General features: G+C 54.3%; 18 protein-coding genes. 7 read left to right on the forward strand and 11 right to left on the reverse strand.

Annotated elements, in window-relative coordinates; all coding sequences use genetic code 11:
* Positions 1-12: 12 nt before the first annotated feature.
* Complete coding sequence (nifJ, locus tag VI01_RS04850; RefSeq protein ID WP_045814192.1) at positions 13-3,540, reverse strand: pyruvate:ferredoxin (flavodoxin) oxidoreductase; 3,528 nt, start codon at positions 3,538-3,540, stop codon at positions 13-15.
* Positions 3,541-3,676: 136 nt separating this feature from the next.
* Positions 3,677-4,333, reverse strand: coding sequence for an MgtC/SapB family protein (locus VI01_RS04855; RefSeq protein WP_045814193.1), 657 nt, complete (start codon positions 4,331-4,333; stop codon positions 3,677-3,679).
* A 187-nt stretch (positions 4,334-4,520) separates the two neighbouring features.
* On the opposite strand from VI01_RS04855, the gene VI01_RS04860 reads away from it, so the two are divergent.
* Complete coding sequence (locus tag VI01_RS04860; RefSeq protein ID WP_034821326.1) at positions 4,521-4,793, forward strand: DUF333 domain-containing protein; 273 nt, start codon at positions 4,521-4,523, stop codon at positions 4,791-4,793.
* Between the two features lie 28 nt (positions 4,794-4,821).
* On the opposite strand, the gene VI01_RS04865 is transcribed toward VI01_RS04860, so the two are convergent.
* Positions 4,822-5,802 carry a 2-hydroxyacid dehydrogenase gene (locus tag VI01_RS04865; protein WP_045814194.1) on the reverse strand — a complete coding sequence of 327 codons (981 nt, stop codon included), beginning with the start codon at positions 5,800-5,802 and terminating at the stop codon, positions 4,822-4,824.
* 165 nt (positions 5,803-5,967) lie between these two features.
* Between VI01_RS04865 and VI01_RS04870 the strand changes: the two genes are divergently transcribed.
* From VI01_RS04870 to VI01_RS04880, 3 genes are read left to right on the forward strand one after another with little or no spacing between them, the layout of a single operon-like run.
* Positions 5,968-8,586: a YdbH family protein gene (locus VI01_RS04870; protein ID WP_045814195.1), complete on the forward strand. Its 2,619-nt coding sequence runs from the start codon at positions 5,968-5,970 to the stop codon at positions 8,584-8,586.
* A complete protein-coding gene (locus VI01_RS04875) occupies positions 8,583-8,771 on the forward strand; it encodes a YnbE family lipoprotein (protein ID WP_013509194.1) in 189 nt (62 codons plus the stop codon). Before VI01_RS04870 ends, VI01_RS04875 begins: the two co-directional genes overlap by 4 nt.
* Positions 8,772-8,782: 11 nt before the next feature.
* On the forward strand, positions 8,783-9,103 hold the full coding sequence (locus VI01_RS04880) for a YdbL family protein (RefSeq protein ID WP_045814196.1): 321 nt from the start codon (positions 8,783-8,785) through the stop codon (positions 9,101-9,103).
* 102 nt (positions 9,104-9,205) lie between these two features.
* On the opposite strand, the gene azoR is transcribed toward VI01_RS04880, so the two are convergent.
* Positions 9,206-9,805 carry an FMN-dependent NADH-azoreductase gene (gene azoR / locus VI01_RS04885; RefSeq protein ID WP_034821315.1) on the reverse strand — a complete coding sequence of 200 codons (600 nt, stop codon included), beginning with the start codon at positions 9,803-9,805 and terminating at the stop codon, positions 9,206-9,208.
* A gap of 255 nt (positions 9,806-10,060) precedes the next feature.
* Here azoR and hrpA point away from each other — a divergent pair, with 255 nt between their 5' ends.
* Positions 10,061-13,957 (forward strand): ATP-dependent RNA helicase HrpA, encoded by a 3,897-nt coding sequence (gene hrpA / locus VI01_RS04890; protein WP_045814197.1) that lies wholly within the window; start codon positions 10,061-10,063, stop codon positions 13,955-13,957.
* A 109-nt stretch (positions 13,958-14,066) separates the two neighbouring features.
* On the opposite strand, the gene VI01_RS04895 is transcribed toward hrpA, so the two are convergent.
* From VI01_RS04895 to rstA, 5 genes are all read right to left on the reverse strand, one after another.
* A complete protein-coding gene (locus VI01_RS04895; RefSeq protein ID WP_038646829.1) occupies positions 14,067-14,873 on the reverse strand; it encodes a serine protease in 807 nt (268 codons plus the stop codon).
* A 279-nt stretch (positions 14,874-15,152) separates the two neighbouring features.
* Positions 15,153-15,578 (reverse strand): acid resistance repetitive basic protein Asr, encoded by a 426-nt coding sequence (gene asr, locus VI01_RS04900; protein WP_045814198.1) that lies wholly within the window; start codon positions 15,576-15,578, stop codon positions 15,153-15,155.
* A 170-nt stretch (positions 15,579-15,748) separates the two neighbouring features.
* A complete protein-coding gene (locus tag VI01_RS04905; protein WP_038650095.1) occupies positions 15,749-17,236 on the reverse strand; it encodes a carboxypeptidase M32 in 1,488 nt (495 codons plus the stop codon).
* Between the two features lie 12 nt (positions 17,237-17,248).
* Positions 17,249-18,559 carry a two-component system sensor histidine kinase RstB gene (gene rstB, locus VI01_RS04910; protein ID WP_045814199.1) on the reverse strand — a complete coding sequence of 437 codons (1,311 nt, stop codon included), beginning with the start codon at positions 18,557-18,559 and terminating at the stop codon, positions 17,249-17,251.
* A complete protein-coding gene (gene rstA / locus VI01_RS04915) occupies positions 18,556-19,281 on the reverse strand; it encodes a two-component system response regulator RstA (protein WP_045814200.1) in 726 nt (241 codons plus the stop codon). Before rstA ends, rstB begins: the two co-directional genes overlap by 4 nt.
* Before the next feature lie 176 nt (positions 19,282-19,457).
* On the opposite strand from rstA, the gene VI01_RS04920 reads away from it, so the two are divergent.
* Complete coding sequence (locus VI01_RS04920; RefSeq protein WP_038646835.1) at positions 19,458-19,871, forward strand: hypothetical protein; 414 nt, start codon at positions 19,458-19,460, stop codon at positions 19,869-19,871.
* Here VI01_RS04920 and VI01_RS04925 read toward each other — a convergent pair whose 3' ends face one another.
* Together VI01_RS04925 and ydgH are read right to left on the reverse strand one after the other, a co-directional pair.
* Complete coding sequence (locus VI01_RS04925) at positions 19,872-21,263, reverse strand: basic amino acid/polyamine antiporter (protein WP_045814201.1); 1,392 nt, start codon at positions 21,261-21,263, stop codon at positions 19,872-19,874.
* Positions 21,264-21,474: 211 nt separating this feature from the next.
* Entirely contained in the window at positions 21,475-22,431 is a 957-nt protein-coding gene (ydgH, locus tag VI01_RS04930) for a DUF1471 family protein YdgH (RefSeq protein WP_045814202.1), read from the reverse strand.
* 539 nt (positions 22,432-22,970) lie between these two features.
* Here ydgH and pntA point away from each other — a divergent pair.
* On the forward strand, positions 22,971-24,503 hold the full coding sequence (gene pntA / locus VI01_RS04935) for a Re/Si-specific NAD(P)(+) transhydrogenase subunit alpha (protein ID WP_045814203.1): 1,533 nt from the start codon (positions 22,971-22,973) through the stop codon (positions 24,501-24,503).
* Positions 24,504-24,511: the final 8 nt, after the last annotated feature.

Consider the following 24,511-nt stretch of genomic DNA (forward strand, 5'->3'; position numbering starts at 1 on the left):
GGCTTGATTCATTTAGTCACTTTTCTCTGCTTTACCGGCCATTTCCGCCAGTCGCTGATAGCGTTGATTGGCGGCTTCGGTTGCTTCCTGCCATAGCTGCGCAGCGGCTTCCGGTTCACGGGTTTGCAACTGGCGGAAACGCTGCTCGTTCATCAACGCCTCTTCCAGCACCGAGGTGGGCGGGCGAGAGTCCAGCGCCAGTGCCGCTTTGCCTTGCTCGGCCCGACGCGGATCAAAACGATACAGCGGCCAGAATCCACTGGTGGTCAACAATCGCATCTGCTCATGGCTGTAGGCAAGATCGTAGCCGTGCTCTTCACACGGACTGTAAGCGATGATCAGCGATGGGCCGGGCCAGGCTTCAGCTTCCTGAATCGCTTTCACCGTCTGATTCAACTGCGCGCCCAGCGAGATTTGGGCCACATACACATGTCCATAAAGCATGGTGGCAACGCCTAAATCCTTACGTGCTTTGCGCTTGCCTTGCTCGCCAAACTTGGTCACTGCACCGAGCGGCGTGGCTTTGGAGGCTTGTCCGCCGGTATTGGAGTAGCACTGGGTATCGAGTACCAGCACATTGACGTTTTCGCTCAGGCTCATTACATGATCAAGACCGCCATAGCCGATGTCATAGGCCCATCCATCACCGCCAATCAGCCAGACCGATTTCTCAACCAGCGCATCGGCGATAACCTGCAATTCGCCAGCGTGCGCTGATGATGAGGCAGACAACTGCTGGCGCAGTTGCGCAATTTGCTCACGACGTAGCGATGTCAGTACATTCTCTTGTTTAAGTGCCGCCACTAAGTCATCAGGCAACAGCGGCGCGCACTGATCTAACAAACGGAGCGCGCGCTGTTTTTGCTGATCGACACTCAAGCGGAAGCCGAGTCCGAACTCAGCGTTATCTTCAAACAGAGAATTTGCCCATGCTGGGCCGCGTCCTTCTGCGTTGGTGGTGTAAGGCGTGGAAGGGAGATTGCCGCCATAAATGGATGAGCAGCCGGTGGCATTGGCAATCAACAGGCGATCGCCATACAACTGCGTCAGTAATTTAATGTACGGCGTCTCCCCGCAACCGGAGCAGGCACCTGAGTATTCGAACAGGGGGGTGATCAGCTGCGATGTTCGAATATCAATACGCTCCAGCTGTTCCGCAGTGATTTCCGGCAGCGCAAGAAACGCATCGTAATTCGCCTTTTCAGTTTCGACATGCTCGAGGCGGGACTGCATGTTGATGGCTTTAATTTCCGGATGCTGGCGATCGCTGGCTGGGCATACTTCCACACAGAGATTACAGCCGGTGCAATCCTCAGGCGCCACCTGCAACACGTATTTCTGGCCGCGCATATCGCGCGATTTGACGTCCAGTGAGGCGAGGGAATCCGGTGCGGAATCCAGTGCCTCAGGCGCGACGACTTTGGCACGAATCGCCGCGTGTGGGCAGGCTGCTACGCAGTGGTTACACTGCGTACAAAGGTCGGGTTGCCAGATGGGGATCGCTTCCGCAATGTTGCGTTTTTCCCACTGTGTGGTGCCGACGGGCCAGGTGCCGTCCGGCGGCAGTGCTGACACCGGGAGTTTATCGCCTAAGCCCGCCAGCATGGCAGCGGTGACGGTTTTGACAAAATCCGGTGCGCTATCGGATACCACCGGCGGACGGTGCGGGCTGTGCTGATCAACCGCCTGCAGCGGCACCGCTTCCAGCGCTTGCTGTGCCATTGCCAGGGCCTGCCAGTTACGCTGCACCAGCTCCTCGCCTTTACTGCTGTAGCTGCGTGCAATGGCATTTTGCAGTTCCGTTAAGGCACTGTCACCGGGCAGGATCTGCGTCAACTGGAAGAATGCCATTTGCATCACGGTATTGATGCGCGCGCCAAGCTGGCATTCACGCGCGATGCGCGCCGCGTTGATGACAAAGAAACGTGCCTGTTTATCGTTGAGCTGGCTCTGTACTTCCTGCGGCAAGCGTGACCAGACTTCATCGGCGGCATAAGGCGTGTTCAGCAGAAAAATGCCGCCCGGTTTTAGCTGATCAAGCATCGAATACTTGTCGATAAATTGCAGTTGATGGCAGCCAATAAAATCCGCCTGCTGCACCAGATAGGCTGACTGGATGGGATGCTCACTGACGCGCAGATGGGAAACGGTCAGGCCGCCGGCTTTTTTCGAGTCATAGACGAAATAGCCTTGCACATGCCACGGCGTGGCATTGCCGATGATCTTCAGATTATTTTTGCTGGCGCTCACGCTGCCATCACTGCCGAGGCCGTAAAACAGCGCTTCCAGTCGTGCCTGATTTGGCACGATATTAGCTTCCATCGGCAGCGATAAGTGCGTGACATCATCATAAATACCCACGGTGAAACGTGCAGGCGGCTGTTCACGTTGCAGCGCACGAAACACGGCTAGCACAGCATCAGGGGCAAACTCTTTCGATGAAAGACCGTAGCGTCCGCCAATCACCTTCGGCAGCGTCGGGCGTTCACCCCGGCTAAAGGCTTCAGCCAGCGCAGTCATCACATCCAGAAACAGCGGTTCACCGAGTGCACCAGGCTCTTTGGTGCGATCCAGCACCGCCACGCGCTGAACGGAAGCAGGCAGCGCGTTGATCAGATGTGCCGCAGAGAAGGGGCGATAGAGGCGCACTTTTACCAATCCCACTTTTTCGCCGCGTTGTAACAGGACGTCAATCGCCTCTTCGGCGGTGCCGCAGCCCGATCCCATCATCACTATCACGCGCTCAGCCTGCGGATGGCCATAATACTCAAACGGCTGATAGCGGCGGCCTGTCTCAGCAGCAAACGCGTCCATAGCGGCTTCAACATGGCCGGTGCAGGCGTCATACCAGCGGTTGGTGGCTTCGCGCGACTGGAAATAGGTGTCAGGGTTGGCAGAGGTGCCGCGGATCGTTGGGTGATCCGGCGTCAGTGCGCGTGCACGATGCGCGGCAATCGCGGTTTTCGGCATTAATGCCTGCAACTTTTCATCGCTGATCGGCACGATTTTGTTGATTTCATGTGAGGTGCGGAAGCCGTCAAAGAAGTGAATAAAGGGCACGCGGCTATTCAGTGAAGCCATCTGTGAAATCAGTGCGAAATCCTGGGCTTCCTGCACGCTGGAGGCACACAACTGCGCGCATCCGGTCTGGCGAACGGCCATCACATCGGAGTGATCGCCAAATATCGACAGCGCATGCGTGGCAACAGTGCGCGCTGCGACATGCAGAACAAACGGCGTTAACTGTCCGGCCAGTTTATACAGTGTTGGGATCATCAGCAGCAAGCCCTGTGATGACGTGAACGTGGTGGAAAGGGCGCCGGTTTGCAATGCACCGTGCACGGTGGCGATCGCACCGCCTTCTGATTGCATCTCCACCACGCGGGGGATATCACCCCAGATATTGCGGCGACCTTCGCCAGACCAACTGTCGGCCAGTTCAGCCATGGTGGAGCTGGGTGTGATGGGATAAATGGCGATCACTTCACTGGTGCGGAAAGCCACCGAAGCCACCGCACCGTTGCCGTCGACGGTAATCATAAATCGTCCTTTGCTACGCTGAGAAACCCGAAACTTTACGGGGGTAATGATTCAGTTTAGCAAAGGGGGTTAACAGGACTTTTTCATCTGTGTGGTGGCGTCAGGTGAACGCACTGCCATCTAAAGTTGTCGGTTTTTACATCATTTCCAGTGACTGAACGCCTTTGATCTCCATCACTTTATCGTAAATAGCGTGAATTGCGGCATTGCGTGACAATGTCACCTCTACGCTGAGTTCACACAGGCCGTTTTCTTCATCCCGATTCACCACGGCGATATGACCATAGCGAATATTTTCGCGTTGCAGCACCAGCAACACCAGCGGCACACTTTTGGGTTTGAGGTGCACCATCAAGGTATGATGGCGACCGATCAGCCAATGGCTGATGCGGCGGAAGGTCTCTAACACCACCAGCGCTAACACCGTGCCATAGATACCAATTTCATACATGCCGCTACCAATCACCAGGCCAATCGCTGCGGTGACCCACAAGCCTGCGGCGGTGGTTAAACCCTTGACCACTTGTTTTTGAATGATGATGGTCCCGGCACCCAGGAAGCCCATCCCGCTCACGACCTGTGCCGCAATTCGGCTGGGATCGAGCGCCACGTGATCACTATCAAGCATGTCGGCGAAGCCATATTTCGATACCAGCATAAACATGGCACTACCGATACCCACCAAAATATGGGTGCGTAAACCGGCCTCTTTGGCGCGCATCTGACGTTCGAGACCAATCAGCCCACCCAAAATGCCGGCGAGCGCAATACGGATCAACATGTCCTTTAGCATGATTCCTCCTTACGCATTGAAAAATAGGATTGTTTCGGTGAAAAAGGCTAATCAGATCCAATCAGGATAATTCTGCTTGCAAAAGGCGATAAAAAAATTTGTAAAAAGCTGTGTCACCTATCGATCCCTTAACCTACCTGACATATGCTGGTGGCTCTTTTACGCCCAACTCCCCGGAGCCCGACCGATGAAAGCCGCTACCTTACTGCTGGCCGGTGCAGCACTGTTACTTTCTGCCTGCAGCAGCAACAGTGATGACGAACCACCGCAACAGGCTACCGCAGCACACGTTCAACCACATGTTGTGATGGCCTCCATGGCCGAAGTGAATTGCAGTAATGCCGGGGGAACGTTGGCGTTTTCACGCCAGCTGGATGGATCGCGTATTGGCATGTGCCAGTTAGCCAACGGCCGTCGTTGTGACGAGCAGGCGCTGATGGGTGGGCAGTGCGCCCGCTGAGGCAGGCGCAGCCTCTTTACGCTTTCACCTAATTCGGGCAGGTTTCGCCACGTTCAAGCTGACTTAAATTGCTGAGCGTGGTTTCGGAAATCGCCGTCAGGGCTTCGGCGGTCAGAAATGCCTGATGGCCGGTGAACAACACGTTATGGCAGGCTGACAGGCGACGGAACACATCGTCCTGAATCACATCATTCGATTTATCTTCAAAGAACAGATCGCGTTCATTTTCATACACGTCCATACCCAGCGAACCTATCTTTTGCTGCTTCAGCGCATCAATGGCTGCCTGTGAGTCGATCAGGCCACCACGACTGGTGTTGATGATCATCACGCCATCTTTCATCTGGTTAAAGGCTTGCGCGTTCAACAGATGATGATTTTCCGGCGTCATTGGGCAATGCAACGTAATCACATCGGATTCGGCAAACAGCGTTTTGAGGTCGACATACTCGACACCCAGTTCGAGTGCCGCAGCGTTTGGATAAGGGTCAAACGCCAGTAAACGCATGCCAAAGCCTTTCAGGATGCGCAAGGTTGCCACGCCGATTTTACCGGTGCCAACGACACCCGCCGTTTTGCCGTGCATATTAAAGCCGGTCAGCCCATCCAGTGAGAAGTTAGCATCACGTGTGCGTTGATAGGCGCGGTGAATGCGGCGATTCAGCGTCATCATTAAACCCACCGCATGTTCCGCCACGGCTTCCGGCGAATAGGCCGGTACACGCACCACCTGCAGGCCCAGACTTTCGGCTGCGGCAAGATCGACATTATTGAACCCGGCACAGCGTAACGCGATCGTTTTCACGCCCAGTGCTGCCAGCTCTTCCAGCACCTCTTTACTGCCATCATCATTGACGAAAATGCACACGGCATCGCAGCCGGCGGCATTCTTGGCGGTGGTTTCGCTGAGCAGGAAGTCAAAAAATTGCAGCTCAAATCCAAAGCTGGCATTGACGTGTTCGAGGTATTTCTGGTCGTAATGTTTGGTACTGTAAACCGCAACTTTCATTATTTCGCTCCTGAAAAATGCAACGTCGGTATCCTCACAGAATAACGTTTTCTACATCATTTTGCTGATCTTCAGCCAGGCTATACAGGTAACACCTTCATTTGCCGGGCATAACATGACATCATCTCCGTCAGGATTGCGTAAAGAACAGGATAGTTAACTGCCATGTCGCGGGGCCTCCGTCGAACACTTGCTGCGCTACTGGCGCTGATACTGCTGCTGTTGGGATTATTGCTGACGCTGACGCAATGGTTGCCGCGTCTGGCGGGGATCTGGCTGCCGGAGAATACCCGCATGGAGCTCAATGGCTCACCGCGCTGGCATCACGGCGGCGTGCATTTTCCGGCGGTACGCTATCTGGCCGGTGATTGCGAACTGGCGACAGTGAAAGATGTGGCGCTGGGTTGGCAAGATAAACGCTGGCAGCTCAGTGCACAGACCGTGCAGCTTAATAGTGATTGCCTGCAAGCCCTGCCACAGAGCGATGCCAGTGGTGCGCCGCGCAGTCTGGCCGAATGGCAACAGATGCTGCCGGGCGCTGATATCCATCTGGAGCAACTGAGTATTTTACCCTGGCAGCAATATGCCGGTCGTTTTGATCTCAGCTTCGATAAAACCGTCCAGCAGTTGCACTATCAGGGCGATAACCTCCGGGTTGATGCGCGTTTGCAAGGGCAGCAACTGCAGATCGCACAACTCCAGCTCAGCCATCCTCTGCTGCCAAAACCGCTCGATTTGCACGGAGAGTTAACGCTGCCCACCTTTGCCAATGGGTTACCGATTGCGGGCGAACTCAGCAGCGACGTCAATCTGGCGCAGTGGCCGCAGCCGCTGGCAGTGACGCTTAACTGGCAGCAGCAGCAGGGCACGCTGGTGATAAATCAACAGGGCGACGATCAGCCTTTGTTACAGTTACCCTGGCAGGTCGATGCACAGCAGATTCGTATCACCCAGGGACATTGGCGCTGGCCGCTAGCCGATCAGCCTTTGTCGGGCGGTCTGGCGCTCACGCTGGAGCACTGGCAGCAGGGGCTGGAAAACACTCAAGTCAGCGGACGGTTTAACCTGCTCACCACGGGGCGCGGAGGTAAGGGAAACCTGGTGCTGAGTGTCGGGCCGGGCACAGTGAGCCTGACTGACAGCGCGTTACCGTTCCAGCTAACCGGCGAAAGTAAGTTTGCCGATCTGCAGTTATTCGGCAGTATGCCGGGAATGCTACACGGCATGCTGACTGACCCGCAAATCACGTTCAAACAAGGCGCACTGCTGCGCCTGCGTGGACGCTTGCTGTCGACGCTGGAAGTGGACGAAGCGCGCTGGCCGCTGGCGGGTGTCACGCTGGCTTCGCGCGGCATTAATGGCCGTCTGCAGGCCATTTTAAAGGCACACGATCCCAACTTTGGTCGCTTCACGCTGCATCTTGATGGCCGCGCCAGCGATTTTTGGCCAGACAGCGGACGCTGGAACTGGCGATACTGGGGCGATGGATTGATGCAGCCACTCAATGCCAAATGGGATGTGAAGGGCACGGGCAGCTGGCAGGATACATTAATCAGCCTGGACACACTCAACACCGGTTTTGATCAACTGGCTTATGGCATGGTGCAGGTTGATAAACCGCGCCTGACCTTGACCGCACCGGTGCGCTGGCAGCGAGACGTTGCGCATCCGGCTTTCAACGGGGGTTTTACCCTGAAATCCGGTCAGACGCAGTTTAGCTATGGCGGCTGGTTGCCGCCTTCAGAACTGCGCTTTGAGGCCAAAGGCAGCGATCCGAGTCGCTTTATCTGGCGTGGACAACTGACTGCTGAGGATATCGGCCCGGTGCGGGTTCACGGTCGCTGGGATGGTGAACGTCTGCGTGGTGAAGCCTGGTGGCCCGCGCAGTCATTAGCCGTGTTCCAGCCGCTGCTCAGCAGCGATTTGAAGATGCGCATTCAGTCAGGTGAACTGCGGGCACAAATGGCGTTTTCTGCGGCCACCCAACAGGGCTTCGAAGCCGGTGGTTTCTGGGCAGTGAAACAAGGCAGCGTGTGGATGCCGGACAGCGAAATCAATGGCATCGACTTCACGCTGCCATTCCGCCTCAAGGATCACCAATGGCAGTTAGGGCGGCGCGGTCCGGTTTCACTGCGCATCGCCGAAGTCAAAAATCAGTTTGCCTTGCAGAACATTACCGCCGATCTGCAGGGTCACTATCCATGGCAGGAGCGCCAGCCGCTCACGCTGAGCAACGTCAATCTCGATCTGCTGGGCGGTCATGTCAGCATGCCAGAGCTGAGGATGCCGCAGCATGAGTCCGCGCGCGTTTCACTGCGCGAGATTGATCTCAGCAGGCTGATCACGGCAATCAAACCGAAGCAGTTTGCCATGTCGGGCAAAGTGAATGGCGAGCTGCCGCTGTGGGTGAATAATCCACAATGGTTGATTGAGAAAGGCTGGATCGCCAATAGCGGCCCGCTGACGTTCCGTATGGACAAAGATATGGCCGATGCCATCGTCAGCAATAATTTTGCTGCGGGAGCCGCCATGGACTGGCTGCGCTACATGGAGATTTCCCGTTCGTGGGCAACATTAGATCTCGATAACTTCGGCAATCTTACGATGCAGTCCGAAGTGAAAGGCACCAGTCAGTTTAGTAATCGCCGACAATCAATCAATCTCAACTATCGGCATCAGGAAAATCTGTTCCAGCTGTGGCGCAGCCTGCGCTTTGGCGATAATTTGCAATCCTGGGTGGAACAAAATGCCACCCTGCCATCGAAGAAGGATCCCCAACCATGAGCCTCAGGGCATTGCTGGTGTTGGCAGCTGGGCTGCCGCTGATCGGTTGCGTGCCGCGCATTGAAGTGGCGGCACCGAAAGAGCCGATCACCATCAATATGAACGTGAAGATCGAACATGAAATCCACATCAAGGTCGATAAAGATGTGGAAGCGTTGCTGAAAAACCAAAGCGGCCTGTTTTGAGGAGCGGCATGATGAAATCAAAAGCGATGGCATGGTTGCTGGCGCTGCTGCTGGTGCCTTCAGCCTGGGCACTGACGCTGGATGAAGCGCGGCAGCAGGGCCGCGTCGGTGAAACACTCAGTGGCTATGTGGCGGCGCGTCAGCAAGACGATGAAACGCTGGCGCTGGTGAAACGGATTAACGATGGCCGTACGCAGCAATATCAGCGCGTCGCGCAGCAGAATAATCTCTCTACCAGCGAAGTGGCGCGTATCGCAGGAGAGAAACTGGTGAGTCGCGCGGGCAGCGGGGAATATGTGCGCGGCATCAACGGGCAGTGGTTACGTAAGTAACGCCAAAATGGGTAATAAACAGCCATAAAAAAGCCGGGCACTCAGGCCCGGCAAAGATGGCATCATACCCATTATTCTCGGGTATTCATCACGTTCTTAAGATTACGCAGCAACAATTTGCTTGATGGCATCTTTAGCGTCGTTAGCCGCTTTGGTTGCCACCTCTGGACCATAAGCAATACCTTCCGCGAACACGAAGTTCACATCGGTGATGCCGATGAAGCCCAGGAACAATTTCACGTATGGGGTCAGCAGATCGGTTGGGGTATCTTTGTGGATACCGCCACGGCTGGACAGGATCACGGCACGTTTACCGGTGACCAGACCTTCCGGGCCCGCTTCGGTGTAACGGAAGGTGACGCCAGCACGTGCGATCAGGTCGAAGTAGTTTTTCAACTGAGTCGGGATGTTGAAGTTGTACATTGGCGCAGCGATAACCACAGTGTCATGCGCTTGCAGTTCTGCAATCAGCTCATCAGACAGCGCCAGGGCTTCCTGCTGACGTGGAGACAGCGGAGCATCGGAAGGACGCAGTGCGCCAACCAACTCGCCATCCAGAACCGGAATTGGCTGAGCAGCCAGATCGCGAACGGTCACTTCATTGCCTTTGGCGCGCGCTTCTTCAGCGTAGAAGTCAGCCAGTTGGTTTGACTGAGAATAACCGGCCAGAATGCTTGATTTCAGAACTAAAACTTTGCTCATGGTATTTTCCTGTGCGTTACGCGGTTGGCTTACCGCTCAATGCGTTACACTCTACGGAGTTCCTCCGCGAGGTAAAAGCGCAATATTTCGAGACCTATGTTCGAAATTATTGAATAAGGTCGCACGTCCGGTCAGGTGAGGTTTTCCAGAGTGTGCTATCATGCCGGGCAATAATTGATTGAATCCGCCGGGAAATTTAAGCCGGTATAGAGCGCACTTTGCCAGGCTCGCCGCGACAACAGGTAACGCATCACTATGTCATCATCCCAAACCTCCCCTTTGGCGCCGCTCTGGTCGCGGCTCGATAATCTGACGCTGCGCGATCGCCAGCGTTTGCAAGGTCGCCTGCATGGCGCAGCGAAGGTGAAAAATCCAGCCGCGCAGCAAGGTATTGCGACAGAATTAGAGTCTGAATTTGCTGCCGCTGAACAGCGCATAGCCCAGCGCACGGCGGCCACGCCACGCATCACTTTCCCGGAAAACCTGCCGGTCAGTCAAAAGCAGCAAGAAATTGCTGAGGCGATTCGCGATCATCAGGTGGTGATTGTGGCCGGGGAAACCGGTTCAGGAAAAACGACCCAGTTGCCGAAGATTTGCCTGGCGCTCGGACGAGGTGTGAAAGGGTTGATTGGTCATACGCAGCCACGCCGACTGGCCGCGCGTACGGTCGCCAACCGTATTGCCGATGAGTTAGAAACCTCGCTCGGCGGCACTATCGGCTACAAAGTGCGCTTTAACGATCAGGTTAGCGACACCACCCAGGTGAAGCTGATGACCGACGGTATTCTGCTGGCGGAAATCCAGCAGGATCGTCAGTTGCTGCAATATGACACCATCATCATCGATGAAGCGCACGAACGCAGTCTGAACATCGATTTTCTGCTGGGGTATTTGCGTGAGCTGCTGCCGCGCCGTCCCGATTTGAAAGTGATCGTCACCTCGGCGACCATCGACCCGCAGCGTTTCTCGCGCCACTTCAATAATGCGCCGGTGATTGAAGTCTCAGGCCGAACCTATCCAGTCGAAGTGCGCTACCGCCCAATGGTGGAAGACGCTGACGATACCGACCGCGATCAGTTGCAGGCGATTTTTGACGCCGTAGATGAGTTAGGTCAGGAAAGCCGCGGTGATATTCTGATCTTTATGAGTGGCGAGCGTGAAATTCGCGATACCGCCGATGCGCTGATGAAGCGCGATATCCCGCATACCGAAATCCTACCGCTGTATGCGCGTCTGTCGAATGCCGAGCAGAACCGGGTGTTCCAGTCGCACAGCGGGCGCCGTATCGTGCTGGCCACCAACGTGGCGGAAACGTCACTGACGGTGCCGGGGATTAAGTACGTTATCGATCCCGGTACGGCGCGCATTAGCCGCTACAGCTATCGTACTAAGGTGCAGCGTCTGCCGATCGAGCCAATTTCTCAGGCTTCCGCCAATCAACGTAAAGGACGTTGCGGACGTGTGTCGGAAGGGATCTGTATTCGTCTCTATTCTGAAGACGATTTCCTCAGTCGCCCGGCGTTTACCGATCCGGAAATTCTGCGTACTAATCTGGCGTCGGTTATCCTGCAAATGACCGCGCTTGGCCTGGGTGATATCGGCGCGTTCCCGTTTGTTGAAGCGCCCGATAAGCGCAATATTCAGGATGGCGTGCGACTGCTGGAAGAGTTAGGTGCCATCACGCTGAGTGAAGATGAAACCTATAAGCTGACGACGTCTGGCCGCCAGTTGGCGCAATTGCCGGTAGATCCGCGTCTGGCACGCATGGTGCTGGAAGCACAAAAGTTCGGTTGCGTGCGTGAAGCGATGATCATTACTGCGGCCTTATCGATTCAGGATCCGCGCGAGCGCCCGAGTGATAAACAGCAGGCATCCGATGAAAAACACCGGCGCTTTGCTGACAAAGAGTCGGATTTCCTCTCATTTGTGAATCTGTGGAATTACCTGCAGGAGCAGCAAAAAGCCCTGTCGGGCAATCACTTCCGTCGCCAGTGTAAAACCGATTTCCTCAATTATCTGCGGGTGCGTGAATGGCAGGATATTTACACGCAGTTGCGTCAGGTGGTACGCGAACAAGGCATGCCGGTTAACAGCGAACCCGCGCCATATCGTGAAGTGCACTGCGCCTTACTGACCGGATTGCTGTCGCACATTGGTCAGAAAGATAATGAGAAGCAGGAATTCACCGGCGCGCGTAATGCCCGCTTCTCCATCTTCCCTGGCTCCGGCCTGTTTAAGAAGCAGCCGAAGTGGACGATGGTCGCGGAACTGGTGGAGACCAGCCGCTTGTGGGGCCGCGTGGCGGCACGTATCGATCCCGAATGGATTGAACCACTGGCCCAGCATCTGATTAAACGTAGCTACAGCGAACCGCACTGGGAGAAAGCCCAGGGTGCGGTGATGGCCACAGAGAAAGTCACGCTTTACGGGCTGGCAATCGTGCAGGCGCGTAAGGTCAACTACAGTCGCATCGATGCGCCACTCAGTCGTGAGCTGTTTATCCGTCACGCGCTGGTGGAAGGCGACTGGCAAACACGCCATGCGTTCTTGCGTAACAACCTAAAATTACGCAGTGAAGTGGAAGATCTGGAACACAAATCACGTCGGCGTGACATTCTGGTGGATGATGAAACGCTGTTTGCTTTCTACGACCGTCGCATCGGCGCTGATGTGGTCTCCGCACGCCACTTTGATAGCTGGTGGAAACAGGCGAGCAAGGACAATCCTGACCTGCTGAGTTTTGATAAGCAGATGCTGATCAAAGATGGCGCGGATAAAGTCAGCCAGCTCGATTACCCGAACTTCTGGCATCAGGGCAATCTGAAGCTGAAACTGAGCTATCAGTTTGAACCCGGCGCGGATGCCGATGGTGTTACCGTTCACATTCCCTTGCCGTTGCTGAATCAGATTGAAGAGGGCGGTTTTGAGTGGCAGATCCCCGGTGTGCGCCGTGAGTTGGTGATTGCACTGATTAAATCGTTGCCAAAACCGACGCGCCGTAATCTGGTGCCCGCACCGAACTACGCGGAAGCTTTCCTCGGTCGTGTGAAAGCGATGGAGTTACCGCTGCTCGATGCGCTGGAGCGCGAGTTCCGCCGCATGACCGGGGTGACCATTGATCGTGAAGCCTGGCAGTGGGATCAGGTGCCCGATCACCTGAAAATGACCTTCCGCATTGTGGATGAACACAATCGCAAGCTGCAGGAAGGCAAAGATCTGCATCAGCTTAAACAGGTGTTGAAAGGGAAAGTGCAGGAAACGCTGTCGAAAGTCGCGGACGATGGGCTGGAGCAGAGCGGACTGCACATCTGGAGCTTTGGTGATTTGCCACAAAGTTACGAGCAAAAACGCGGCAGCTATCAGGTTAAAGCCTGGCCCGCACTGGTCGACGAGAAAGACAGTGTCGCCATTCGCCTGTTCGACAACGAGCTTGAGCAGCAAAAGATGATGTGGCGAGGTCAGCGTCGCTTGTTGTTACTGAACATCCCGTCGCCAATCAAGTATCTGCACGAGAAACTGCCCAACAAAGCTAAACTCGGCTTGTACTTCAATCCTTACGGCAAAGTGCTGGATCTGATTGATGACTGCATCGCTTGTGGTGTCGACAAACTGATGGCGGAAGCGGGCGGTCCGGCATGGCAACAGGAGAACTTCGAGCAGCTGCGCGACAAAGTGCGTGCTGAATTGAACGAAACTGTGGTCACTATCGCCAAACAGGTCGAGCAGATTCTGACCAGCGTGTTCAATATCAACAAATTCCTGAAAGGGCGTGTCGACATGACGCTGGCGCTGGCACTGTCTGATATTAAAGCGCAAATGAGTGGACTGGTTTACCGCGGCTTTGTCACCGGGAATGGCTATCAGCACCTGGGCGATACGTTGCGCTATTTACAGGGCATCGAGCGCCGCCTTGAAAAACTGCCGTCAGATCCCTACAGCGACCGTGCGCGCATGTTGAAAGTGCAAGCCACAGAGCAGGCTTGGCAGACATGGCGCAATAAACTGCCCCCGCAGCGTCAGGATGATGCTGAAGTTCAGGCGATTCGCTGGATGCTTGAGGAGTTGCGGATTAGCTATTTTGCTCAGCAGTTGGGCACACCTTATCCCATCTCTGATAAGCGCATTCTACAGGCGATGGAGCAAATTAGCTGAGTCAACAAAAGCACAGAGGCGCTATTTCTGCGCCTCTGTGAGTGAACTATCGCTGACTGCGCATGAAACACCCTGGCGCGAAGAAGGTGAGCGATTCAGTGGCAAAAACTTATTTCGCCAGCGCTTCCAGACTGTCTTTGAACGACGTCACCGCGATGGCACGGTTATCCGCGCGATAACGGTCCGCCGGTGCGGGTGCGGAGCTTTGGACGGCAATCAGTTTCCAGCCATCACCACTTTTCAGCAGAAGAGGCGATCCGCTGTCGCCCGGCAACGTATCGCATTGATGCGACAGCACGGCACGTTGCGCCCAGCCGGTAATCAGGCAGTCGCTGTGAGAATAGAGCGTATCGAGGTGATCAGCCGGGTAACCGGCTTGTGTCACTTTGCGTTCGGTGGTTTTCAACGCATCGGTTAAATCGCTGCGTGAGCCGTCAAATAAGGGGATGGGTACGATACCCGACGGCGGATTATGCAAAATAACCAGCCCGTAATCGTAAGGTGCCGCGCCCGGTGGCACGATCCAGCCCTCACCATCGGCCTGTAGCCTGCGCGCCAGTGAAGGTTCTACACGCGCATCAATATCATGTATTTCGTAACGCCAGCCTTTAGCACCTGACATAAAACGCAGCGCCACCGGTTTATCAAATTTACCCGGAGGGGCGAGCAGGCAGTGTCCAGCGGTTAATGCCAGATGCGCGGATATCAGGGTTGCCGTGCAGAGGTTGCCACTTTCGGTCTCCAGCTGGCCAATGGCATCCCAGGGAGCGGCACTCACATCCGTAATGGCTTTGCGGTGGTCTTTACCAAAAAATAGCGTCTTGATGTCTTCCGGGCTTGGCCCATCTTCATCATCGGCATGTGCTGCGAGGTTAAAACTGAAAATTCCAACAAGTAACAGGATAGCCAGGCGCATAGTTCTCTCAATGGCGAGAATAAGAAGAGGTTATTGTCATCACGCTTGAGCGATAACTATAGTCGGAGAGCGGGAAAAAAGGGAGAAATATTGGAGTAATCAGCACGCTACAACGACTAGATAAAAAAGCTGGCTGCAACAATGCCGCACAGGATCATCACAATCAGGATAATTTCGAAGCGATAGCGACGCACCATTTTTCGCTACTCCAGTAAATAAACACCCGGCATAACCGGGTGTTTTCAATCGTTAATGCGGTGTTGGCGCTAAGAGGCCGACTTATTTAGCCGCTTTTTTCACTTTGTGATGCTTTTTAGCAGCCTGAGCTTTCTGTGCAGCTGGTTTGGTTACTTTTTTGTGGTGCTTTTTAGCAGCCTGAGCTTTCTGTGCAGCTGGCTTGGTTGCTTTTTTGTGGTGCTTTTTAGCAGCCTGGGCTTTCTGTGCAGCTGGCTTGGTTGCTTTTTTGTGGTGCTTTTTAGCAGCCTGAGCTTTCTGAGCCGCTGGTGCTTTTTTCGCTACTTTTTTGTGTTTCTTAGCTGCCTGAGCTTTCTGGGCAACTTTCTTATGATGAACTGCTTTGTGCTTAACAGGTGCTGCGGTAGTGGTAGCGGCAGCAGCCGGAGCAGCTGTAGTGGTCTCAGCAGCGAAAGCAACAGAAGACATACCCATAGCAGCGGCGATCACCAGTGCAACTAATTTTTTCATCGCAAAATCCTCGAACTATTTTTTCATGTGTAGCCCACTGCGGGGCCGGTGAAAGAACTATATGAAAAACAATTCGGTCTTTCCGTGAGGCATTGGTATCGGCGTGTAACGGAATGTACAAAGGCGGGTAAAGGAAGTGAAAAGGGCGGCCCATCAGGCCGCCGCGCAGTTTACTCAGAGAGATAGCGTTGTTCAAGGTGTTGACGGAAATAGTGCGGATTCAGTGTTTCACCCGTGGCATTCACCAACAGTTGCTGCGTCGGGAAGCGGCTGCCGTGCTGCCAGATGTTCTGCTGTAACCAATCAAACACCGGCTGCAACTCTCCGTTACGGATCAGATCATCCACTTGTGGGATAGCGCGCTTCACCGCCTGGAACAGTTGGGCGGCGTACATGGCACCCAGCGTATACGTTGGGAAGTAACCAAAGGCGCCATCGGTCCAGTGAATATCTTGCATGCAGCCATCGCGATAGTTGCCACGCGTATCCATTCCCAGAGACTGCTGCATTTTCTCATCCCACAGCGCGGGGATGTCATCAACTTCAATCTCGCCTTCAATCAACGCACGTTCGATTTCGTAACGCAGAATCACATGAGCGGGATAGCTCAGTTCATCGGCATCCACGCGGATAAAGCCCGGCTTCACGCGTTGTGTCTGACGAACAAAATTATCCAGCGCTAATGCAGGCTGGTCACCCATCAGGGCGACGACCTGCGGATGAATATGCTGCAGGAACGCCTTGCTGCGGCCCAACTGCATCTCCATAAACAGGCTTTGTGATTCATGCATGGCGGTCGATCGCGCATGTGCCACCGGTTGTCCACGCCATTGCTGCGGTAAATTCTGCTCGTAACGTGCGTGGCCGGTTTCGTGGATCACGCCCATCATCGCACTCAGGAAATCGTTCTCATTGTAACGTGTGGTAATGCGCACATCCTCTGGCACGCCACCACAGAAGGGGTGAGCGCTGACATCCAGGCGGCCATGGTTGAAATCGAAGCCCAGCGTTTTCATCACACTCAAACCGAGTTGCTTTTGCGCTTCAATGGCAAAAGGACCCACCGGCGCCGCGATGGCGGTTTTCTGTTGCTTCTCGACGGCTTTTTGCAGCAGCGCGGGCAGCCAGCTTTTCAACTCGCCAAAGGTACTGTCGAGTTGCGCACTGGTCATGCCGGGTTCGAACACATCCAGCAGCGCGTCATACCGAGACACACCCAGTGCATCGGCGCGCAGTTGTGCTTCTTCACGGCTGAGTTTCACCACTTCTTTCAGGTTAGCCGAGAAGCCTTGCCAGTCATTGGCGGGGCGCTGTTGGCGCCAGGCATGCTCACAACGCGAACCGGCCAGCGATTTGGCTTCGACTAATGAAGCGGGCAGAATCGTTGCCTGTTGCCAGGCACGCTGCATTTCGCTCAGGTTGGCTTGCTCAACATCGTTCAACGATTCCTGCTGAGCGGCATCGAACAGGCCGCCGAGGCGTTTATCGGTCAACAGCTCATGCATAAACACGCTGAGTTCCGCCATGGCTTCACCGCGCGCCTGGCTGCCGCCGGGTGGCATCGTGGTTTGCATATCGACACCGGCGATAGCCCCAAGGTGGCCAAAGCGCGCCAGGCGCTGGAAAGTTTTGCTAAGTTCCTGATAAGCAGAAGTCACAATTAAAGCTCCTTATGACGGTAAACGGGGCGAAATATCTCGCAAGGGTAGATCAACCGGCCAGCAGAAGCGAACGCAGGCGCCACCAAGCGGACTGCTCTCAATAGTGACATGTCCCTGCAGTGCCTGCGCAATGGAGTGGACAATTGCCAGCCCAAGCCCGCAGCCACCGGTCGCGCGATCCCGACTGGGATCGAGACGAACAAAAGGTTCGAACACGCGCGCGCGTTCTTCGGGGGGGATACCCGGCCCATCATCTTCGACCTGTAAATTACCGATGGCGCCGTCAAACCACAGGCTAACGCGCAGCCGCTGATGGGCATAACGCAGCGCATTGTTCACCAGATTATCCAGAACGCGCTCCATCAGACGGGTATCGGCGGATCCCACATTCTCAAGTTGCGGAATATCCAGGGCGATATGTGCCTGCGGATTCATGGTTTGTACATCTTCGATATGCACTCGCAGCCACTGCGCCAAATCAAACGACTGAAGGTTGAGATCGACACGCGGGCGGTCGAGGCGCGCATAGGTCAACAGCTCTTCTATCAGACTCTCTAATTGGCCGACATCGCGGTTCAACGCAGCGGACTCGGCGTCACTGAGGTTATCGCTCATTTCCAGGCGATAGCGCAGTCGAACCAGCGGTGTCCTTAACTCGTGGGCGATGCCATCAATCAGCTGTTTTTTGCTGGCGACCAGCGTATTGATATTGTCCGCCATCTGGTTAAACGCCACGCCGAGGCTGTGCAGACTCGAGGTACTTTCAAAATGGGTACGCACATCCAACTCACCGCGACCAAAACGTTGCGCGGCTTTTTCCAGCCGCTGCATCTCCTGCCAGTGCGGTCGTAGCCAGATAAACACCGGCAGCGCTAAAGACATACCGATAAACGCCAGCAGCGCGATATCCAGAATGCGCATTTGATGCAGATAAAACAGATAAGGAATCGGGCCGACCGACAGTACATAATGGCTGCGCGGTATGTGCTGCAGGAAGGTGTATTGATCGTCAAGTGCGACGATCTCACCGGCGCGCAGGCGGCGCATATCAGGCTCATCCAGCTGATATTTACTCATCGGTTCGATATGCAGCTCAAACGACAAGTCGAGATCGAGATTGCGGATGGTTTTATTCCAGTCACGCGGGGGAATCTCGCGCAATTCACTGCGCATTAAAAACAGCGAGCTCGCCATCAAATCGTTCATTGACTGGCGGCCCGCACGCTCAGCGGTAAACTTGTAGACCAGCCCCACCAGCAAGGTCATCACCAGAAAGCAGACGAACAGCAGCAGATAGAACTGGATAAAGAGTTTTCTCATGCGGAGCGGGTATCCCAGGCCTGAGGCGCGAACAGGTAACCTTTATTGCGGATGGTTTTGATACGAAACGGCTCGGTGGCACTGTCATACAGTTTTTTGCGCAGGCGAGATATCGCCACATCGATACTGCGATCCATGCCGTCATAGCTCACCCCTCGCAAGGTTTTCAGCAACGCATCACGATTCAGAATCTGGCCTGCATGCGTAGCCAGCTCCCACAGCAGATCAAAATCGGCGGTGGAGAGGGTGATGTTTTCATCAAACAGCGAGACCTGCCGATTGAGGGAGTCAATGGTCAGCGAACCAAAACGCAGTACCCGTTGCGAACTCTGAATGGCTGGCGCGACTTCGGGCTGGGAACCCTGCGCCTGACGCAGATGCAGGCGCAAACGTGCCAGCAAAACAGCGGGCGGTGTGGTTTTCAGAATGTAGTCATTGGCACCCATTTCCAGCGCCAGAATGTGGTTCATGTCGCTGTCCAGCGATGTCAGCAGCACAATCGGCCCAGACCAGTGCGCACGCAAATCGCGACAGACGGTCATACCATCCTTGCCAGGCAACATGATATCCAGCAGCACCAGGTCGGGATCGGCGTTGAGAATAGTGGCTTCAGCGCGGTCACCGCGCGTTTCTACAGTCACTTCAATATCGTGGCGGCCAAGGTAGGCGGCGATCAGTTCGCCGACTTCCGGCTCATCTTCCACATAGACAATTCTGTTCATATTTCACTGCGAGTGATGAGAATGGCATCAGCATAACTTTTCCTGGTCCTGAGCTCTACGCTATCGCACGAAATATCCCTGGCTGACTGGTATGTTTACCGTGAAATGTGCCATTATTAGCGGCGCGTTGTAGCGCAAGGTTCGGAACCGTAACGAAAACCAGGAGGAGTGCGAGGGTGTCTGATAAAGAGCTGGCTTCAGCCGGATACAGTGACCGCATCTGCTTCAATTACAGCGACTTTCTTTCTGCTTCCTGCAAAAAACGCTGGAGTTTCGTTGACGCTATTTACGGCGTGATGCCGATTTTTGGCATGGTCACGCGCAAGTCCGCTCACGGCTTAGCCGCAAGTGACGATCATTTGAAAGAATTAGCATTACAAATCATTTCAACGCAGGTCAGTGACGAGATAAATATCGCACGACTGATTACCCTCGCGGAACAACAGCACATCAGCCGTTTTGACATCCAACTGCCTTATCCGTTGTCAGAAGATCAGCTGGACGCGATTCATCAGGAATACCGTAAAGCGCTGAATCTGACACAGCAGGATGACCTGCTGTGCGTCTCAATCCCGGTTCAACCTCACTAATTACTGCGTAAGCTGCCACATCGCTGGCAGTGCTGCCGCAATCAGTAATCCAATCGCGATGCGCTCAAGTTGTGACAGCACTTTGTTGCCACGGCCGCCGCGTCGCGCATACAGGAACAGCAGTAAGCCCGGCGCGTACAGCACCACAGACAGCAGCAGATGCAGCGGACCTGAAGCATAAAGCAGCCAGAATCCATAAGCACTGGCACCGACTCCGACCGACATCGCCAACGGATTTTTTTGTCCGCGAACCACTTTAATTAAATACAGACCCACCAGCAGATAGGGCACCAGAATCATCTCTGACGCGATGGTCAGCAGCGTATTGTAATCCGCGCCCGTGACCGCAATCAGGATCAGACAAACCTGCACGCTGCCGTTGGTGAGCCACAACGAAGCGGCTGGCGAATTGTGACGATTCTGTCGCGCAATGCTGCGGGGGAAAGCCCCTTGCTGTGCAGCGAGAAAAGGGACTTCTGCCGCCATAATTGTCCAGCTCAAATACGCGCCACACACGGAAATAATCAGACCCACCGCAATCACCGTATTACCCCAATGCCCCAACAGATGCTGCATCAAGCCGGCCATGGAGGGATTTCGCATTTGCGCCAGCTCTGCACGCGGCACCACGCCCAGTGCAAGCAGGGTCACCAGTAAGTAAACCAGCAGTGCCGCAATAACCGCCAGCATGGTGGCGCGTCCCACATCTTTCTTATGACGTGCCCGCGCGGAGACTACCACGGCGCCTTCTACACCAATGAAGACCCACAAGGTAATCAACATGGTCTGCTTGACTTGCTGCCATAGTGGCTGGCCTAGCGCGACGCCGCTGAAGTCAAAGTGGAAGCGATCGTAGTTAAATGCGAGCAAAGCCAACACCACAAACAGCAGCAGCGGTACCAGTTTCCCCAGGGTAGCGAGCAGATTGATGCTGGCAGCTGTTTGCACACCTCGTAACACCAACCAGTGCACCAGCCATAAAAGTACCGACGCACCGAGCATCGCTTGCCAGGTATTGCCATCGCCAAATACCAAGTGGTCAGGCGAATCGGTGAAGAAACTCAGCGCCGAAAAGACAATCACCAGATAAGAAACGTTGGCGATGACCGCACAGAGCCAGTAACCCCATGCGGAACAAAATCCGACTAACTCACCAAATCCGGCGCGTGCATAGGTAAAAATCCCGCCGTCCAGTTCGGGTTTTAAGCGCGTCAGCAGCAGCATGGCCAGCGCGAGAAACAGGATGCCGACACCGGTGATCAGCCAGCCAATCAACAGAGCAGCGGGACCGGCGACGGCAGCCATATTTTGCGGCAGGCTAAATACACCCGCACCGAGCATGGAGCTGAGTACCAGCGCGGTGAGCGCGCTCAGACCTAATTTTTTATCCAAAACACCATTCCTGGACAGCAGAGTATGCTGGGTAGTGACGATTCCGCTGGAGTGTAACGTGGCAATTGGCCGGTTTTGAAACGGAATACCCTGAAAACAGGCGAAGGATTTTACGTAGAGCGAAAAGGGAAGGCAATGCAGGATTATGCAGATCTGCGCACAGACTATGCAAACAGATGAGCAGGGCGACGCATCTCGCCCCGCATCACTATTACTTGAACAGGTCGGCAGTCACAGTCAGGTTACCGCCGCTCTGGCTCGACCACTGACGAGTGATGTGATAATACTTCGCGCCTTTATCTGCAGCGCGTTTGGCAACGGCTTCAGACACTTCTGTCGGTGTGCCGAAGTGATCAGAGAAAGTCACCGTATCAAACGGCTGCATCTGTGCGGCCGTGATGGCGTTAACTTCCTGCACACTACGACCATCGGCCAGTTTCACCGTGTAACGCTGCCCGGTAGAGCTTTGCGTTTCAAAGAAGCGACCTACGCTACGGCTTGGTGTATCGGAAGAGGCAACACCCGGGATAGCCACTTTTTTCGCTTCCGCACCGCCAGCTGCCAGCGCCGCTTTACCTGCTTCTGAATCTGCTGGGATGGAGTCGGAGACGTTTTGTACCTTACGCTCAGGCGCATCAGCTTTGTAAACATAAGCAGTAATGTATTGGTTACCGCCGTTGTTGGCATCAACCTGACGCACAATAAAGAAGGATGCAGCACCTTTGTCTTTTGCCTGTTTGGCGATGGCATCATTTACGTCTGGCTGGCTTGAGAAGAAACCGCTGACAGAGACGGTATCGAATGGCTCTAAACGATACGCTTCTGCTTTAGGCAGCTCTTTAACACCATTGAACATGCGATATTGGGTGGTGTCATCCGCTTTAGGTGCATTGGCTTTATACAGGTCTGCTGTTACGCGCCAGTTACCACCATTACCGTTGGTGTCATTGATGCCCTGCACATAGAAGGAGTCAGCGCCTTTTTCATCGGCTGCTTTTGAGATGGCATCAGTGGCATCACCAATGGCATTAAAACGACCGCTGATATTGATACGTTCGAATGGCTTCAACGCGGCCGCTTGTTCTGGCGTCAACTCTTTGGCGGCAAATGCATTTGCTGCCAACAGTGATAACAAGGTGGTCGCCAGAATGGTGTTCTTCAGCTTCATAAAAATGATCCTTCGCCTTACGCAAAATGAGTACGAAAACGTGCTGGACTCTTGATGTATAACAGATTAGCCGCTGATTATTACATGTAATAATCAACCTGTCTCAGCCAATTTATGCGCATAAGATTGACAATCTCCGCAAATTATTCATCGACATGTCATTTACCTATGCTATGGCTTTTTTTTGACCGCTTTACCACTTATTCTGGTAACACATAGCATCATAATAGTTAAGGTATTGTTAAATAAAGGTTTTTAAAAACACTAAATTCGACATGACACGATTTTGCGCAGCAGAATATTTTTTATTATGTCGCAAAACTAGTGGCAAAACGTGGCATTCAATCTTTGCATCTGAATATTAGTGTGAATGTCATAAGTGTGCGTTATCGCTGTGGATCACTTTTCACATTTTCAGTAGGTTATAAAGACTTTGTTACATTGCGCATTTTGCTCATAAAAAGCTGAAACGCTGTTTCAGCCTTATGGGCTTGTGCCACTTACAGAACCTCATCCTTTAATTGTTGAAAGGAAACAGTATGTTAATTGGGATACCCAAAGAGCGGTTAGCCAATGAGTCGCGCGTTGCTGCAACGCCAAAGACCGTTGAGCAACTGATCAAGCTGGGATTCAGCGTCACGGTCGAGCAGGGCGCTGGTATTCGCGCAAGTTTTGACGATGAGAGCTTTATCGCCGCTGGTGCCACTGTCAGTACCACCGAAAGTGTCTGGCAGTCTGACATCGTGTTGAAAGTGAATGCGCCAGACGATCAGGAGATCGAACTGACACGCGCGGGCAGCACCTTAGTGAGCTTTATCTGGCCAGCACAAAATCCGGCGCTGCTGGAGAAACTGGCCGCGCGTAACGTCACCGTCATGGCGATGGATTCTGTACCCCGTATTTCCCGTGCCCAGGCACTGGATGCACTCAGTTCCATGGCGAACATCGCCGGTTACCGTGCCATTGTTGAAGCTGCGCATGAATTTGGCCGTTTCTTTACCGGGCAAATCACCGCAGCCGGTAAAGTACCACCGGCGAAAGTGATGATTATCGGCGCGGGTGTGGCAGGTCTGGCGGCAATCGGTGCAGCGGGCAGTCTCGGTGCGATTGTGCGTGCGTTTGATACGCGTCCAGAAGTGAAAGAACAGGTGCAGAGTATGGGCGCCGAGTTCCTTGAGCTGGATTTCGAAGAGGAAGCTGGCAGTGGCGATGGCTATGCCAAAGTGATGTCAGAAGCCTTTATAAAGGCGGAGATGGAACTGTTTGCCGCGCAGGCGAAAGAAGTCGATATCATCGTGACCACCGCGTTGATCCCAGGCAAACCGGCACCGAAGCTGATTACCGCTGAAATGGTTGCCAGCATGAAGCCGGGTAGCGTGATTGTCGATCTGGCGGCAGCCACCGGCGGTAACTGTGATCTGACGGTAGCTGATCAAGTGACGTTGACCAGCAACGGCGTGAAGATCATCGGTTATACCGATCTGCCTAGCCGTCTGCCAACGCAATCTTCTCAGCTGTATGGCACTAACCTGGTCAACCTGCTGAAACTGCTGTGCAAAGAGAAGAACGGCGAAATCACCGTCGACTTCGATGACGTCGTCGTGCGCGGCGTCACGGTGATTCGTGAAGGCGAAGTCACCTGGCCAGCACCACCGATTCAGGTATCAGCGGCGCCGAAAGCCGCGCAGGCAGCCATTGAGCCAAAAGCAAAAGTGGAAGCCAAACCGGTTTCACCGTGGCGCAAATATCTGTTGCTGGCATTGGCTGTGGTGCTGTTCGCCTGTCTGGCCAACGTGGCACCGCCTGAGTTCCTGTCCCACTTTACGGTCTTCGCGCTCTCCTGCGTCGTCGGTTACTACGTGGTGTGGAACGTCAGCCATGCATTGCATACGCCATTAATGTCCGTCACTAACGCCATCTCCGGCATTATTGTGGTGGGTGCGGTGCTGCAAATGGGCCACGGCGGTTGGGTGACTTTCCTTGCCTTCGTCGCTGTACTGATTGCCAGCATCAATATCTTCGGTGGATTCACCGTCACCCAGCGCATGCTGAAAATGTTTCGTAAGAATTAAGGGGTAAC

The sequence above is a fragment of the Pantoea sp. SM3 genome (assembly GCF_000963995.1).
Taxonomy (GTDB): Bacteria; Pseudomonadota; Gammaproteobacteria; order Enterobacterales; family Enterobacteriaceae; genus Pantoea; species Pantoea rwandensis_B.